General features: G+C 39.5%; 14 protein-coding genes and 3 pseudogenes. 12 read left to right on the top strand and 5 right to left on the bottom strand.

Annotated features, from left to right (window positions below; translation table 11 throughout):
• Positions 1–100: 100 nt before the first annotated feature.
• Positions 101–646: a fasciclin domain-containing protein gene (locus PN471_RS00840; RefSeq protein ID WP_271775277.1), complete on the top strand. Its 546-nt coding sequence runs from the start codon at positions 101–103 to the stop codon at positions 644–646.
• A 295-nt stretch (positions 647–941) separates the two neighbouring features.
• Here the strand turns inward: PN471_RS00840 and PN471_RS00835 are convergent, their stop codons facing one another.
• The gene (locus PN471_RS00835; RefSeq protein ID WP_271775276.1) at positions 942–1,361 is read right to left on the bottom strand and encodes a hypothetical protein; all 420 of its coding nucleotides are present in this window, start codon (positions 1,359–1,361) and stop codon (positions 942–944) included.
• A 432-nt stretch (positions 1,362–1,793) separates the two neighbouring features.
• Here PN471_RS00835 and sat point away from each other — a divergent pair, with 432 nt between their 5' ends.
• Positions 1,794–2,975, top strand: coding sequence for a sulfate adenylyltransferase (gene sat, locus PN471_RS00830; protein WP_271775275.1), 1,182 nt, complete (start codon positions 1,794–1,796; stop codon positions 2,973–2,975).
• A 77-nt stretch (positions 2,976–3,052) separates the two neighbouring features.
• Entirely contained in the window at positions 3,053–5,203 is a 2,151-nt protein-coding gene (locus PN471_RS00825) for a caspase family protein (RefSeq protein WP_271775274.1), read from the top strand.
• Between the two features lie 57 nt (positions 5,204–5,260).
• Here the strand turns inward: PN471_RS00825 and PN471_RS00820 are convergent, their stop codons facing one another.
• Positions 5,261–5,623, bottom strand: a complete 363-nt coding sequence (locus tag PN471_RS00820) for an ArsR/SmtB family transcription factor (RefSeq protein ID WP_193892162.1) — start codon at positions 5,621–5,623, stop codon at positions 5,261–5,263.
• A gap of 246 nt (positions 5,624–5,869) precedes the next feature.
• Here PN471_RS00820 and PN471_RS00815 point away from each other — a divergent pair, with 246 nt between their 5' ends.
• Positions 5,870–6,634, top strand: a complete 765-nt coding sequence (locus PN471_RS00815; protein ID WP_271775273.1) for a Uma2 family endonuclease — start codon at positions 5,870–5,872, stop codon at positions 6,632–6,634.
• 4 nt (positions 6,635–6,638) lie between these two features.
• Here PN471_RS00815 and PN471_RS00810 read toward each other — a convergent pair.
• Positions 6,639–6,767: pseudogene (locus PN471_RS00810) on the bottom strand (ferritin family protein); the annotation flags it as partial.
• 157 nt (positions 6,768–6,924) lie between these two features.
• On the opposite strand from PN471_RS00810, the gene PN471_RS00805 reads away from it, so the two are divergent.
• From PN471_RS00805 to PN471_RS00790, 4 genes and pseudogenes are all read left to right on the top strand, one after another.
• Positions 6,925–7,155, top strand: coding sequence for a PIN domain-containing protein (locus PN471_RS00805; RefSeq protein WP_271775272.1), 231 nt, complete (start codon positions 6,925–6,927; stop codon positions 7,153–7,155).
• Complete coding sequence (locus PN471_RS00800; protein WP_271775271.1) at positions 7,152–7,364, top strand: hypothetical protein; 213 nt, start codon at positions 7,152–7,154, stop codon at positions 7,362–7,364. The genes PN471_RS00805 and PN471_RS00800 overlap by 4 nt, the downstream gene beginning before the upstream one ends.
• An 8-nt stretch (positions 7,365–7,372) precedes the next feature.
• Positions 7,373–7,885 (top strand): hypothetical protein, encoded by a 513-nt coding sequence (locus PN471_RS00795; RefSeq protein ID WP_271775270.1) that lies wholly within the window; start codon positions 7,373–7,375, stop codon positions 7,883–7,885.
• 315 nt (positions 7,886–8,200) lie between these two features.
• Positions 8,201–8,290: pseudogene (locus tag PN471_RS00790) on the top strand (acyl-CoA desaturase); the annotation flags it as partial.
• Positions 8,291–8,634: 344 nt separating this feature from the next.
• On the opposite strand, the gene PN471_RS00785 reads toward PN471_RS00790, so the two are convergent.
• Positions 8,635–9,507: an S-methyl-5'-thioadenosine phosphorylase gene (locus PN471_RS00785; protein ID WP_193892175.1), complete on the bottom strand. Its 873-nt coding sequence runs from the start codon at positions 9,505–9,507 to the stop codon at positions 8,635–8,637.
• A 94-nt stretch (positions 9,508–9,601) separates the two neighbouring features.
• On the opposite strand from PN471_RS00785, the gene PN471_RS00780 reads away from it, so the two are divergent.
• Complete coding sequence (locus PN471_RS00780; protein ID WP_271775269.1) at positions 9,602–10,270, top strand: N-acetylmannosamine-6-phosphate 2-epimerase; 669 nt, start codon at positions 9,602–9,604, stop codon at positions 10,268–10,270.
• Between the two features lie 21 nt (positions 10,271–10,291).
• Here the strand turns inward: PN471_RS00780 and modB are convergent, their stop codons facing one another.
• A complete protein-coding gene (modB, locus tag PN471_RS00775; protein WP_271775268.1) occupies positions 10,292–12,088 on the bottom strand; it encodes a molybdate ABC transporter permease subunit in 1,797 nt (598 codons plus the stop codon).
• A 187-nt stretch (positions 12,089–12,275) separates the two neighbouring features.
• Here modB and PN471_RS00770 point away from each other — a divergent pair, with 187 nt between their 5' ends.
• From PN471_RS00770 to nifH, 3 genes and pseudogenes are all read left to right on the top strand, one after another.
• On the top strand, positions 12,276–12,485 hold the full coding sequence (locus tag PN471_RS00770; protein ID WP_271775267.1) for a TOBE domain-containing protein: 210 nt from the start codon (positions 12,276–12,278) through the stop codon (positions 12,483–12,485).
• A gap of 56 nt (positions 12,486–12,541) precedes the next feature.
• Positions 12,542–12,832: pseudogene (locus PN471_RS00765) on the top strand (substrate-binding domain-containing protein); the annotation flags it as partial.
• Between the two features lie 271 nt (positions 12,833–13,103).
• Positions 13,104–14,084 (top strand): nitrogenase iron protein, encoded by a 981-nt coding sequence (nifH, locus tag PN471_RS00760; RefSeq protein ID WP_271775278.1) that lies wholly within the window; start codon positions 13,104–13,106, stop codon positions 14,082–14,084.
• Positions 14,085–14,531 lie beyond the last annotated feature (447 nt).

Here is a 14,531-nt window from a genome sequence, read left to right as displayed (position 1 = left end):
TCTCAAAACCAAAGAACCGTGGGGCGCACGGTCTTAAAGCTCAGTTAATGTCCTCATAGAGGAGTCACTGAGAAGCCCACACTCACCTGAAAGGGAGTGTGTGGAGTACGTCACTAAAACACTTGCTATTGCTGTAGCGGCAACCACCCTTTTCGTCAGTGTTCCTGCTTTTGCAGAAAGCCAACCTGCACCTATGGGCAATAAACCTCATACTAGTACAACCAAAGTAGGAACAATTATTGATGTTGCCAGTAGTAACAGTTCCTTTAAAACCCTGGTAACAGCTATTAAAGCCGCCGGTTTAGTAGAAACCCTATCTGGTCAAGGTCCATTTACCGTATTTGCACCCACAGACGCAGCCTTTGCTGCCTTACCAAAAGGAACTTTAGCAAAACTTTTGAAGCCAGAAAACAAAGGAACTTTAGTCAAAATTCTGACCTATCATGTAGTTCCGGGTGCAGTTTACGCTAAAGATATCAAACCTGGTGCTGTCAAAACAGTTGAAGGTCAACCAGTAAATATAAAAGCTAAGAAAGGCGTAGTGTCTGTAGGTAACGCCCAAGTTACTAAAGCAGACGTTAAAGCTAGTAATGGCGTAATTCATGTAATTAATAAGGTGCTACTTCCCCCTGACGTGAGGTTGTAGAATTTTTCACATCAGGCGAAATGCTGCTCGGATAATTATCAAGATAAATTGTTTCTTTTGTTGCCTGATAAATGGCGATCGCATTAAATCATAGCACTATGCGTGATCAATCAATGCGATCGCTAAATGATTTAGGCGTTGCTGATTAAGGGTACGAATTTTAGCCTCACGCAAAGGCGCAAAGGTAAGAGTTTCAGGGTTAAAAAGTTGAAACTATTCATTTACCTATCACTTGCTCAGATTTGAGACTATTCTTCCCTCTTTCTCATTCTTCCTCCTGACTCCTGCTGTATTTCTACCGCCGTTGTGAATTCTCAAAACGGTATTCAGTCCCAACTTTAAGCTGACTACGATTATAGCGGGGAGTCATTAACAAAGAAGAATCGTAGGGATTTGGTAAATCAGGTGTCCGCAAATAGGGATCATTTAATGTTTGTTGAGCCATAACATCAAGATAAAGTGTATTTACCAACTCAGCATCTTTAGCGATTTCATTGTCAGTAAAAGTAGTACCAAATTTTTTCCCAGGTCCAATCAAAGCATCTACTTTACGTTTTAAACTGCCATTGTCATAAAAATTGGGATTATGGCGAAAATAAGCCCGCTCAAACATACCACTGGTTGTTTCTGTTTCAGCTTTAGCAACTAAAGGTAAGACAAGACTGGTAGCAAGAAGTATCAGTACCCCACTCAAAACTGGAAATTTTATCCTCATCTTATCAACTCCTCCATGTTTGGGTGAATCTTCTATTTATACTTAATTTGAAAACTCTCTTGAGTTTAAACCTTGGTGTAACACAACTTTTATTGTAATTGTTTTATTTTATTAGGAGGAATCAGGAGTCAGGAGTCAGGAGTTCGGAGTTTAGGAGGAAGAAGAAAGAAGTAAATTAATCTATACCCCTGCTCCCTGCTCCCTGCCCTTTAATCTCACCCTTTCCGACCGGCAAAGGAAAAAAATTCACAGAAATTTAACAATGTGTACCAATAATTTGGTAACTTAATACATATAGCAGTCCTAAATGAAATGTGAACATCTCTTATTTTCCTACCTCTGTGTCCTCTGTGTCCCTGTGGTTCGTTAAAAAAACTAGTTCATAACTCAAACAGGATTACTATAGTTTGCAACAATTAGGGAAAAATTACGTTGAGTTACCATCCAGATGCCATTGCCGCCCACGGTGGAGAGTTAATTAACCGGGTTGCTTCCTCAGCACAAAGAGAACTATTTCTCTCCAAAGCTGACTTTTTACCGCGTGTGGAACTTGATGAGCGAGCAGTTTCCGACTTAGAAATGATTGCCATTGGTGGTTTTAGTCCTTTGACTGGTTTCATGAACCAAGCAGACTATAACCGAGTGGTCACAGAAATGCGGTTAGCTAACGGTATTGTCTGGTCAATTCCGATTACACTGTCCGTCACCGAAGAAGTAGCAGCCCCTCTACAAAAAGGCGGTTTAGTGCGTCTGGATAACCCCAGAGGCGAGTTCATTGGGGTATTGGAACTGACCGAGAAATATATTTACAACAAACAACAGGAAGCCATCAATGTTTACCGCACTGATGATCTTAACCATCCTGGGGTGCAGGTAGTTTATAACCAAGGTTCTATCAACCTAGCAGGTGATATTTGGTTATTACAACGTGACTCTCATCCCCATTTTCCCAGTTATCAAATTGACCCCGCTGCGTCACGGGCAATGTTTCGAGAAAAAGGCTGGAAAACAATTGTGGGTTTCCAAACTCGCAATCCTATCCACCGCGCCCATGAATATATTCAAAAATGCGCTTTAGAAACTGTAGATGGTCTATTTTTGCATCCATTGGTAGGGGCAACTAAGGAGGATGACATCGCCGCTGATGTGCGGATGCGTTGTTATGAAATTTTACTAGAACACTATTACCCTGTAGATAGAGTAATTTTGGCCATTAACCCAGCAGCTATGCGCTATGCAGGTCCCAGGGAAGCCATTTTCCATGCTTTAGTGCGGAAAAATTACGGCTGTACACATTTTATTGTGGGACGTGATCATGCTGGTGTAGGTGACTACTACGGCACTTATGACGCTCAGTATATATTCGATGAATTCGCCCCTGAAGAATTGGGAATTGTGCCAATGAAGTTTGAACACGCTTTCTATTGTAAGCGCACCAAACAAATGGCCACAACTAAAACCAGTCCTAGTAGTCCAGAGGAACGGGTTCACCTGTCAGGAACAAAGGTACGGGAAATGTTACGTCGGGGTGAATTACCACCACCAGAATTTTCTCGTCCAGAAGTTGCGGCTGAGTTAACCCGGGCTATGCGGATTTCTCCTGTATTGGTTTAGATTAAGATTAAAAACTTTACTGTACAGACTTTAGCCTTTAAGCTATTAACTAATGGGCTAGGGTCTGATAGCTAAATATGAAACGGCGTAGGTTTTTACAACGGATTAGCGGCTTATTAGCGGCATTGGGAGTGGCGGAAACTGAGTGGTTGAGTTTGGGAAATCCCTATTACCAGGCTTTAGCACAATCTCACCAGCGGAAGTTAGCATTATTGATAGGCATTAATCAATATCCACAAAGTCCTGCTCTGGGGGGTTGTGTAACTGATGTGGAGTTGCAAACAGAACTGTTAATTAATCGTTGTGGCTTTGCAGCAGCGGATATTTTAACTTTAACTGATGAACAAGCTAGTAAAGATTTTATTAAAGCGGCTTTTTTAGATCACTTGGGTAAGCAAGCCAAATCTGGAGATGTGGTGATTTTCCATTTTTCTGGCTATGGGACTTGTGTAAATTTGGGGACGGGAATATTAGCAAATGCCATAGTTCCTGTTGATGAGAATAATTTATTAGGCACAAAATCCAGAAACTATTTATTGACAGAAACTCTGTTATTATTATTGCGATCGCTGCCTACAAATCAAGTGACGGCAATATTAGATACCAGTTACAATCATTTTCCTGATTTAAAACCTACTGCTTTACAAGTGCGTACCCGTCCAGAATCATCAACATCAGTTTTACAAATACAAGAATTAGAGTTTTTATCCCAACTGAAAAATCAGCAATTAGCTAATAATCATCCTCTGATTATCAATGCTACCTCAGAACTAAATCAGCAAGCCGGAGAATTTAGTTTCTCTAATGGCACTGCGGGATTATTAACTTATGCTTTAACTCAATATTTGTGGGAAACTACCCCAGCTAAAACAATTTCGGTTTTTCTTTCTGGTGTTGCTACTTCCATGTATCAGTTGGGTGGAAAACAACAACCAAGTCTATTAAATGAGTCGAAGAAATTTCCAAATAATTTAATTATTGATTATTTTCCCATTGATAACTTGAGAAGTATTGGCGTGGTTCAAGCCATAGAAGAAGATGGTAAAATATTCAAGTTATGGTTGGGGGGATTACCTCTCCCCATTCTCACTAATTATGGCGTAAATTCTCGGTTAATTTTGGAGACAGGGGCAAAATTAACTGTTAAATCACGAAGTGGGTTAGTCGCTAAAGCTCAACTGACAAATAAGGAAATTACCAATCTACCTCAAGTTGGGCAAATAGTCCAAGAAAGTATTCGCATATTACCCCGCAATATTTCTGTAAATGTGGCCTTAGATGAGAATTTGGAAAGAATTGAAGTGGTAGATGCTACTAGCGTTTTTTCGGGAATTAGCCGCATTGCTAATATTGTTACCACCCAAGAAACTGCTGATTATGTATTTGGTAAAGTTGCCCAAATTCCTAGCCGTTATGGTCTTTTTTGCCTGGGTGGTGAACCAATTATTAATACTATCGGGGAAGTTGGAGAAGCGGTGAAGGTGGCAGTACAGCGATTAACACCGCAATTTTCGACTTTGTTGGCATCAAAGTTGTGGCAGTTGACAGAAAATCAAGGTTCTTCCCGTTTACCTGTGAGGGCAACTTTAGAGGTTGTGAATAGCATTGTCCCCTATGTGTTTATGGTGCGGGATACCTTGGGAACTGCTAGTCAGGATAAGATTTTGCAACCACCTGGCTATGAGGGAATTGCTATGCCGACAATTCCTGTAGGTGGTCGCTTGCAATATAAAATCGAAAATTTGAGCGATCGCCCTATATACTTAATTTTAGTGGGTTTAAATAATAATCAAAATGCCTTTGCTTTTTATCCTTGGGAAGTTTTTCCAGCCACAGAAATTCCCCCTAGCAAACCCCAACTAATAGAAACTCTCATTCCTCCAGGCCAAACTATGAAAATACCAGATAATCAATCTGTATCTGGTTGGTTATTACCGACTCGTTATACTTTTTGTGAACACCAAATTATCCTGAGTACCTCACCGTTTCCAGAAACTCTCACAGCATTGGCGATGCCTTCGGCCAGCGCGGCTATCGCTAAATATCCTACCACAGATCAACAAGCTATTGGTCCGATAGTTAATCCTTTGGAAGTTGCCCAAGCCATATTACAGGATTTACATAACGCTAGTCAAGTCGAAACTGATATTAATATTACTGCCAATGATGCCTATGTTTTAGCTGTTAATCATTGGGCAAGCTTGAACTTTAGTTTTCAGGTTGTTTAGGAAGTAGGGGCGCAGGGCCTGCGTCCACTCAAGAGTCACCGAGTCAGTAAGCCCTATTTAAAATACTGTATTTTTACTATGAAAAGCTTTCAAACTTTCAGCTTGCTGTTGTATACGCTCACTAATGCGATCGCACGCTAACTCACAAAGTTCAAAAATATCCGGATCAGCAATGTCATAATAGGCACTCGTTCCCTTGGGTTGACGAGATAAAATTCCTGCTTGAGTTAACACTTTCAAATGCTTAGATAGATTGGCCTGCCCTAAACCAGTCGCTTCCCCAATCTCCATCACATTCATAGAACCTGATTTAAGACAAGTTAAAATTTGTAACCGACTTCCTTCGGATAACACCTTGAAATAGTCAGCCACCGCTGCAATAATAGCTGGATCACCTGTAGACGGCTTTGTTTTTGGCATTATGGCAACTCAATCATCAGCACAACAATTCATCACTATTTAGGATTATAACCAAATATCAATAATTTAGGAATAGGAGATAAAAAAGTTCACCAAATCACAAAAATGTGGTATAATCACTATACAGTTATTAAGTGAATTAATCAAAAATTTTACTTTCTGTTTAACATATCCAAAATCTATTTATGAACGTAAATGATTGAGAATAACTATATACTAATATCTAACCCCTTATTCGTGTTTCCTATGGTTGTAAGTGCTTCGACCACCAAAATCACTTGGGAACTCTTACCCGAAGACTTCGTTTTAGACGATGAACCTGTGGATAATGTCAATCAACCCAGTCTAGCAGCAGCACTCACAGAAAGCCTAGAACTCGCCGGCAAACTTCCAGAAACTGCCCTCGCTACCACCAATTACGGCATCTGTGCCACAGTAAATGATAAATTTGTCATCAAAGCCCCTGACTGGGCTTACGTGCCACAAATTACAGTGCCTAGAGAACAAATCCAACGCAGTTACACCCCCCACAAACAGGGACAAATTCCTACGGTGGTTATGGAATTTCTTTCCGATACAGATGGCAGTGAATATTCTAATAAACATACCTATCCTCCCGGAAAATGGTTTTATTATGAACAAGTTTTACAAGTTCCTGACTACATCATTTTTCAACCAGATATCGGTGAATTAGAAATATATCAATTGCATGAAAATGGACACTATAAATTGCGTTCCTCAGATGACAATAACCGTTACTGGTTAACTGAAATGGAATTATTTATTGGTGTTTGGCAAGGAAAACGCGAAAACCGTCAAGGTTACTGGTTACGCTGGTGGGATCAAGATGGTAATTTGCTACTTTGGGGTTCTGAGTTAGTGCAACAAGAACGACTTGCAAAAGAAACTGCTCAACAACAAGTTAACCAAGAACGACTTGCAAAAGAAGCAGCTTTAAAACGCTTGGAAGAGTTAGAAAAACGCCTGCGAGATGCTGGCATTTCTGACTAACTTTTGCTTTATTTAAAAATCCTGCATGACGCGCTTCATCACGCGCCATTAATTGAAATATTTCTGCTAATAAAGGATTTTTTGCTTTTACCTTGCGTGATAATTCCTTAAGGAGTAAAAATCCTGAAAACTGTTGTGAGTAAAGATTTCAGTAATTGTGTTTTGATAAATCAATAGCAAGAATTTATGAGGTATGGGAGGCGATCGCACAAGCTCTGACTTGTCAGTTTACTTACGCTAGGTGTTGCCTTTAGTGCAGATGGAAGAAACTTACTATTAATCAACAATCAATGGAGCGATATTTACAAATAGCTACATTAAAAGTATTAGTAGATGAAAATATTAGAGCTAGAGCAAAACAAGGAATTAAACCTATTGATGCACTTCATGTAGCTTGTGCAGAAACATCTGAAAGTGATTATTTTATAACCTGTGACAAAAGATTAATTAATCGTTGTCGAGATTTATCACTAAAAGTAATTAACCCAGCAGATTTGATTTTGGAGATAGAAGAAAGATGACAATTAAAGTTATTAACGAACAACAAAATTTACAAGAAGTAATGCAGGTTTTACTAACTCACCTAGAACCAGCAAAAGTAATGAAATTTTGGGCTGCTTGTAAATTAGGTGAAGGAGATTATTTACAACTTAAAGAAAAGCTATTTTCTGAAGAAACAGTTGATAGTTTATATGAGAAAATCAAACAATATCAAGAGTCTGGTGATTAAAGATAGTAATGTTAAACCTAGCCAAAATTCAAACCCTAGCTCAAGAATACAGTCCCCAGGAACTTTTTGCAGCTTTGGTGTGGCAACGTCGCTTTAATGAGTTTAATGGGGAGGAGGTTGTTAGGGATCTTAGTCAACATTCTCATCTATGGGCAGGTTTTCTGTTTACGAAACCAATTTTTGCACCAGATGAACATGGTTTAAGTTTTGGTGGTTTGGTAGATACCTTATTGGCAATGGCAAATTATCGCCCGATGCCAGAATCGAGTATAATACACTTTGTAGCTTATCCTGGCGATACTCTGTACATTTTGACAGAAAACCAAGATACTATCGTGTCTCAGCTTTTGGATTTGGGTAAAAAGTGGCGTGCAGACTCAGTGGATATTACTGATGGTAATAATGAAGAGTATGGTTTGCGACTTCAGCGCAGGTTACAAATGAGGTTACAAGGTGGTTTGGAAGGTGAGTCATTTTGGGAACAGCGAGATGGTGTAGTGATTACTTATTGGTGGGATTAATTGATTAAAAAAATGTCAATCTCTATCCTGTAAATCCTGATTCTGACAAAACAAACAATACTAAATCCTCTCAATCCTTAAATCTAAAAAATCTTGTTTTTCACCTGGGATAGTTTACAGAAAAAATGATTTTTTGATTCCAGCAAAAGTTCTCAATCTCTATCCTGCAAATCCTTTAATCCTGGACATCCTGATTCTGACAAAATAAGGATAATAAATGAAGTGCGATCGCCATATACTATACATAGTCAACTTTTCCGAAGTTTGGGGAGACACATTACCTCCAGCAATTTTAACACAACGTCCAGAAGCCGCATGCAAATTCCCCTGGCATTGTGTCTATATGCCCTGGGAAGGTGGTCATTTATCATTTATGGTGTGTTTTTGAGGTCTGTGATTCTTTGGCCAGCAATTCTCATTTTCAGGTTTTATCGCTCAAAAGTCAGAATCACGGATTATATGGATTAAAAGATGGCGCGGATTAGGTTGTTTGCTATGATCAGAGTCACTAAAATCCGTGAAATCAGTGCAATCCGTCTAATCCGTGATTCTGACCCTATTTGATTTTTTTCAAAATGAGAATTGCTGCATCTTTCTAATCGCATTCCAAGTATTTGTTGTGTAAATAATGAAAATAAAGTAAGACAAATTTTAGCAGGATTAACAATAGTCACAGAACCACAAGAAATAGATTTTGATAAGTAAAAGCTGCATTTTATTTTTACCCTCATCCCCAATCCCCTATTCCCTTACAAATACTTCTCCAACAACAAAGCCAGCTTCTCCTTAGTTGCTGCTGGTGCTTTCTCCAAATTCGTCAAAATCGCATACTTCAAAGCCGAATGCGCCTCACTAGCAGGGGGATTTGCACTCAACCGCTTCACAGTTTCTTGAATTACCTTTTGTGCATTTACCGCATTTTTATGTAAATTCCCAATTACCATTTCCACCGTCACACTATCATGATCGGGATGCCAACAATCATAATCTGTCACCAGCGCCAAGGTTGCATAAGCAATTTCCGCTTCCCGTGCTAACTTGGCTTCCGGTAAATTTGTCATCCCGATTACCGTAGCATCCCAACTCCGGTAGAGATGAGATTCAGCTTGAGTGGAAAAAGCCGGTCCCTCCATACATACGTAAGTACCACCATCATGTAACGTCACATCTGGTAAATTTAAAGAAGCGATCGCCTCCCCCAAAACCCCAGCCAAATTTTGGCAAATCGGTTCACCAAAAGTAATATGTGCCACAATCCCCTCACCAAAGAACGTAGAAATGCGATTCTTAGTTCGATCAATAAACTGATCAGGAATTACCATATCTAGGGGTTTAGCTTCCGCCTTCAAAGAACCCACAGCGCTCGCGGAGATTAAATATTCTACTCCTAATTGCTTCATCGCGTAAATATTCGCTCGAAACGGCAACTCAGAAGGTAACAAGGTATGATTACGACCATGACGTGCTAAAAACGCCACTCGGGTTTCCTCTAAAGTTCCGAGAATAATCCCATCCGACGGTGAACCAAAAGGGGTAGAAATCTCTATTTCCTCCACATCTTTCAGTGCTTCCATCTTATACAACCCGCTTCCACCAATGATGCCAATTCTAGCTACCGTCATAAACTATCCACTTTCTCATTAATTGAACTAACAAGTAATTTTACAGAAAACCTGTCCCTTGATAAAATTTTTGATATACAATTCCCAATTAAACATGACTAATTTACCAAAAGGATTAATTGTTTCCTGTCAAGCACCTGTAAACTCTCCATTACATGATCCTTATGTAATTGCAGCAATGGCAGAAGCAGCAGTTAATAATGGGGCTGTAGCTGTGAGAATTGACACACCTATTCATATTCAAGCTGTGCGGCAAAAAGTCCAAGTTCCAATTATTGGACTGTGGAAACAAGTAATAACTGGTTCTGATGTTTATATTACACCACAGTTTCATCACGCTGTGGCTGTATCTGAAGCAGGTGCAGATATTATTGCCATAGATGCTACTACGAGAAATCGTCCCGGTGATGAAAAGTTGGCAGATATTATTACTCTCATCCATCAGAAATTAAATCAGCCAGTTATGGCAGATGTAGATACCTATGAGGCTGCACAATTAGCTGTAAATGCAGGTGCAGATATTGTGGGAACTACTCTTTTTGGCTACACGACAGCAACTCAAAACTTTTCTCCTCCTGGTTGGGAATTACTCACTAAAATCATAGAAGATCTTGATACTTTTGTGATTTGTGAAGGTGGTGTTGCTTCCCCGGAAATGGCTAGAAAAGCTTTGGATTTAGGTGCTAATGCTGTTGTTGTTGGTGGGGCAATTACTGGAATTGATTTGTTAGTTAAAGCTTATGTAATGGGAGTCAAAAATTAAGAGTTTTTTACTGGATGGGTTTTACTCCATTAACAGTAATTGCGAAGGTTCTAATTGTACATACCAGGGAAAAGGTTGATTTTGAATATTTTCCCATTTTTCTTTATAGATTTCTCCTTGTAAGTGATAGTCATGGGGATGATTACCAGGAAAATGTAGTTTGAGAAATACTGTCATGCGGTGAGGTGTTTCACTGGTACGCACTAAATAACAGGGAAAGGTGTTGACTTTTTGAGGATCTTTGGTGAAAATTAGATGATGAGCGCGAATACCAACATGAGATAATTGTGAAGGTATTTTCTCTCTGACTTGAAGAGTGCAATCCCAATCAATTGCTTCTATCCGTTGGGGAGACAAAATACTAGCACGGGAAAAGTTTTTACAACCTGTAAGTTGGGCGACATTTATACTCGCAGGATGTTGAAAAATCTCATATTTAGAACCATAATGTGCTTCTTTTCCCTGTCCTAATACTAATAGATTGGGACATAGCCGATAGGCTTCTTCCATATTATGAGTAACAAACAAAGTTACACCAGAATAATCATCCAGAATTTCTGTAACTTGTTGTTCTAATTGACTGCGAAGATGGGTATCTAAAGCGGAAAATGGCTCATCTAAAAGTAGTGCTTCTGGTTTACTTGCTAAAGCCCTAGCTAATGCTACCCGTTGCTGTTGTCCCCCGGAAAGTTGATGCGGATAGCGATCGCCAAATCCTTGTAATTGCATGGTTATTAACTGCTTTTCTACCTCTTCCTTAACATTTACAGATTTGGGTATGCCAAAAGCGATATTTTCCGCCACAGTAATATGTGGAAATAAGGCATAGTTTTGGAATAAAAAACCAATTCGGCGTTGATGAATGGGCAGATCAATTTTCTTTTCTGAGTCAAATAATACCCGATTATTTAAAACTATTTGTCCTTTATTTGGTGTTTCTATGCCGGCAATACAACGTAAAATCATACTTTTTCCAGCCCCAGACCCCCCCAATAATCCCAATGGTTGATTATCAGTATTTAAGGTAACTTGCAGATGAAAATTAGCTAGTCTTTTTTCAATATCTAAAAATAAGCCATTGGACGAAGAATCTTCTAATAATAAAGAAGATTTTTTTGCTAATTCTATTTGATTTGCAGATGGTTTGGTCAATTTTGATTTATATGCAAGTTCTTGCCAATAGTTAGCTAAAATAATGCCTGAAAGAGAAATGATCATCATGGTAATTGACCAAAACCAAGCTTCATTTATTGACCCAGCTTCTACTGCGAAATAGATCGCCATTGGGATAGTTTGCGTTTGTCCAGGGATATTTCCTGCTAACATCAAAGTTGCCCCAAATTCACCTAAAGCCCGGGCAAATGCTAAGGTGGTGGCAGCAATAATCCCCGGAAATGCTAGGGGTAAACTAATCCGCCAAAAAATTGTCAATTCCTTCGCACCTAATGTTCTGGCTACGCGCAGTAAATTGGTATCAATTTGACTAAAAGCTGCCAATGCAGTTTTATACATCAATGGGAATGAAACTACTATAGCAGCGATCGCCGCACCGTACCAAGTAAACACAATTGTCGTATTGAACGGTTCTAGTAGTTTACCCACTGGACCATTTTTCCCAAAAAATATCAGCAGTAAAAATCCAACCACAGTGGGGGGTAAAATCAACGGTGCGACAAATATTCCCTCAATTAAAGATTTACCTTTACCACGATATCCCAACATCCAATAAGCAGCAAATACACCCAAAAAGAAAGTAATAAACGTTGCCAGTAAAGCCGTTTTTAACGATATCCAAAGCGGTGATAAATCCTGTGGCATAGTTTTCCAAGTTTGACTACATAGTTAAATTGATTTAGGTCAACTTGGTTGGTATTATACCTTGAAATGGCGATATTTCAGGACAATGCTACCAAAAATTTTGGTAAAAAATCTTAAATATTGTAAATTTATTTGATAATACGACTATTTATCATGTAGAATTAAGGGTTTTGTAAGGAAATTGAAAATGCAAGTTAGTGCGCGTAATGCCCTGAAAGGTATTGTCAAACAAATTGCCGTTGGTTCTGTAAATACGGAAGTAACAGTAGAAATTGGACCTGGTGTAGAAGTAACATCAATCATTACCAAATCATCAGCAGAAAAGCTCAATCTTGTCGAAGGTAAAGAGGTATATGCAATTGTTAAATCAACCGATGTAATCATTGCCATTGACTAAAGTAGTCAGGCAATCCAACAATTTAGAGACGTTACATATAAGTTTCATCTCATGATCTCTCAGGGTTTGATCATATCATTACTAGTCACCAAGATGTTGCTCAAGCGATCGCTTCGGGATTTGCTGATGCAGGTATTAGCACAGCATCCGTAGCCGCAGCCTTTGGACTAGGATTTGTCCCTCTCCGTCAATCACGATACGATTTAGTAATTCTTAAAGAATATCTAGAAGAAACACCAGTACAACAATTACTCAGTACATTGGAACATCCTCTGGTACACTCTCAATTACAAATTCTCGGCGGCTACGATATCAGCAAAATTGGGGAAGTTGTCGCTACTGTTTAGGTTTTGTGATTTTCTGCTCACGCAGAGGCGCAGAGACGCAGAGAGTAAGAGTTAGTAAGGACGGGTTAACTCGTGTCGGGATAGTTCAATTCGTCTTTACTTTACTTATTAGTCCTTGGTACGAATAACCAATAAAAATTTCCCAAAACTGTAAATATGTTCAGGATTTTTACCCTGTTTGCGGTGGAACGCGCACCTCCCGCACAGTTCTACACGCCCTCACATCTGATGTGAACTCTTCATCATGACGACTCAACAAATAGGAGATATTATGTCCGACGAAAAAATTAGACAAATTGCTTTCTACGGTAAAGGCGGTATCGGTAAATCTACTACTTCCCAAAATACTTTAGCTGCTATGGCGGAAGTTGGTCAACGTATTTTGATTGTAGGATGTGATCCTAAAGCCGACTCTACCCGTTTGATTCTCCACACTAAAGCCCAAACCACTGTGCTGCACTTGGCTGCGGAACGAGGTGCAGTAGAAGATCTAGAACTTAATGAAGTTGTACTTGAAGGCTTTCGGGGGATTAGATGTGTAGAATCTGGTGGTCCTGAACCTGGTGTTGGTTGTGCTGGACGGGGTATCATTACCGCTATCAATTTCTTGGAAGAAAACGGTGCATACCACGATGTAGATTTTGTATCTTACGATGTATTGGGTGACGTTGTGTGTGGTGGTTTTGCCATGCCCATTCGAGAGGGAAAAGCCCAAGAAATCTACATTGTTACCTCTGGGGAAATGATGGCGATGTTTGCGGCTAATAACATTGCTCGTGGTGTTCTCAAATATGCTCATACTGGCGGTGTGCGCTTGGGTGGCTTGATTTGTAACAGTCGTAAAACTGACCGGGAAGATGAATTAATTACTACACTAGCATCCAGATTAAGTACCCAAATGATTCACTTTGTCCCCCGTGACAACATCGTGCAACACGCAGAATTGCGTCGGATGACTGTCAATGAGTACGCACCTGATAGCAACCAAGCTAATGAATATCGGACATTAGCTAACAAGATTATCAACAATACCAATCTTGCCATTCCTACTCCTATTGAAATGGACGAGCTAGAGGATTTGTTGATTGAATTTGGTATTTTGGAAAGTGAAGAAAATGCCGCTAAACTAGCTGGTGCTGCTATTACTCAAGCTGATGCTACTAAAAAGCAAGAAGACGCTGAAGGTGAAGCATTAGAAGCCCTGAAAAAAGGCGATGTAGAGATTGTTTCTGGAAGCAAGAAGCATAAGTAATGGTAATTGCTTTCACTGGCACAAGCAGTCCTAGCACTGCGGTTAAATAGGTCAATAGTGGACTCTGATAGTCCACTTTATCTCCCCATTATCTCCCTGCTGTAACTGATTCATAAATAACTCTATATAGTGTAGTTTCTGGTTTTTGTTTCCTCGTTCTATTGGTTGGTTTTCAGGGGATGGAAAATGATTCTGTGTTTCCCATTCCCTTTTATCTTCTAAACAAAACTTGACCGGGGATTTTAGATTTTAGATTTTAGATTACAAAACTTTCGGTTCTATCGTTCCCTTTATGTGAAACAATACTTATTGTAGGTTGGGTTGTTCGCTGTCTTCGTTGCGGAGCAATCGGGACGAAACCCAACACCTCCTACTATCCTCTCGCTAATGTTGGGTTTCACTTCGTTCAACCCAACCTACGAAAATTGAATTAATATTTTATTCCAT

The sequence above is a fragment of the Aphanizomenon sp. CS-733/32 genome (assembly GCF_028330045.1).
Lineage (GTDB): Bacteria > Cyanobacteriota > Cyanobacteriia > Cyanobacteriales > Nostocaceae > Dolichospermum > Dolichospermum gracile.
This window is presented reverse-complemented; position numbering and strand designations above follow the sequence as displayed.

Coding starts and splice junctions, on each gene's coding strand:
- PN471_RS00835 (WP_271775276.1), bottom strand. CDS start 1,361: ATGAGGATAAAATTTCCAGTTTTGAGTGGGGTACTGATACTTCTTGCT.
- PN471_RS00825 (WP_271775274.1), top strand. CDS start 3,053: ATGAAACGGCGTAGGTTTTTACAACGGATTAGCGGCTTATTAGCGGCA.
- PN471_RS00820 (WP_193892162.1), bottom strand. CDS start 5,623: ATGCCAAAAACAAAGCCGTCTACAGGTGATCCAGCTATTATTGCAGCG.
- PN471_RS00815 (WP_271775273.1), top strand. CDS start 5,870: ATGGTTGTAAGTGCTTCGACCACCAAAATCACTTGGGAACTCTTACCC.
- PN471_RS00805 (WP_271775272.1), top strand. CDS start 6,925: ATGGAGCGATATTTACAAATAGCTACATTAAAAGTATTAGTAGATGAA.
- PN471_RS00800 (WP_271775271.1), top strand. CDS start 7,152: ATGACAATTAAAGTTATTAACGAACAACAAAATTTACAAGAAGTAATG.
- PN471_RS00795 (WP_271775270.1), top strand. CDS start 7,373: ATGTTAAACCTAGCCAAAATTCAAACCCTAGCTCAAGAATACAGTCCC.
- PN471_RS00785 (WP_193892175.1), bottom strand. CDS start 9,507: ATGACGGTAGCTAGAATTGGCATCATTGGTGGAAGCGGGTTGTATAAG.
- PN471_RS00780 (WP_271775269.1), top strand. CDS start 9,602: ATGACTAATTTACCAAAAGGATTAATTGTTTCCTGTCAAGCACCTGTA.
- modB (WP_271775268.1), bottom strand. CDS start 12,088: ATGCCACAGGATTTATCACCGCTTTGGATATCGTTAAAAACGGCTTTA.
- PN471_RS00770 (WP_271775267.1), top strand. CDS start 12,276: ATGCAAGTTAGTGCGCGTAATGCCCTGAAAGGTATTGTCAAACAAATT.
- nifH (WP_271775278.1), top strand. CDS start 13,104: ATGTCCGACGAAAAAATTAGACAAATTGCTTTCTACGGTAAAGGCGGT.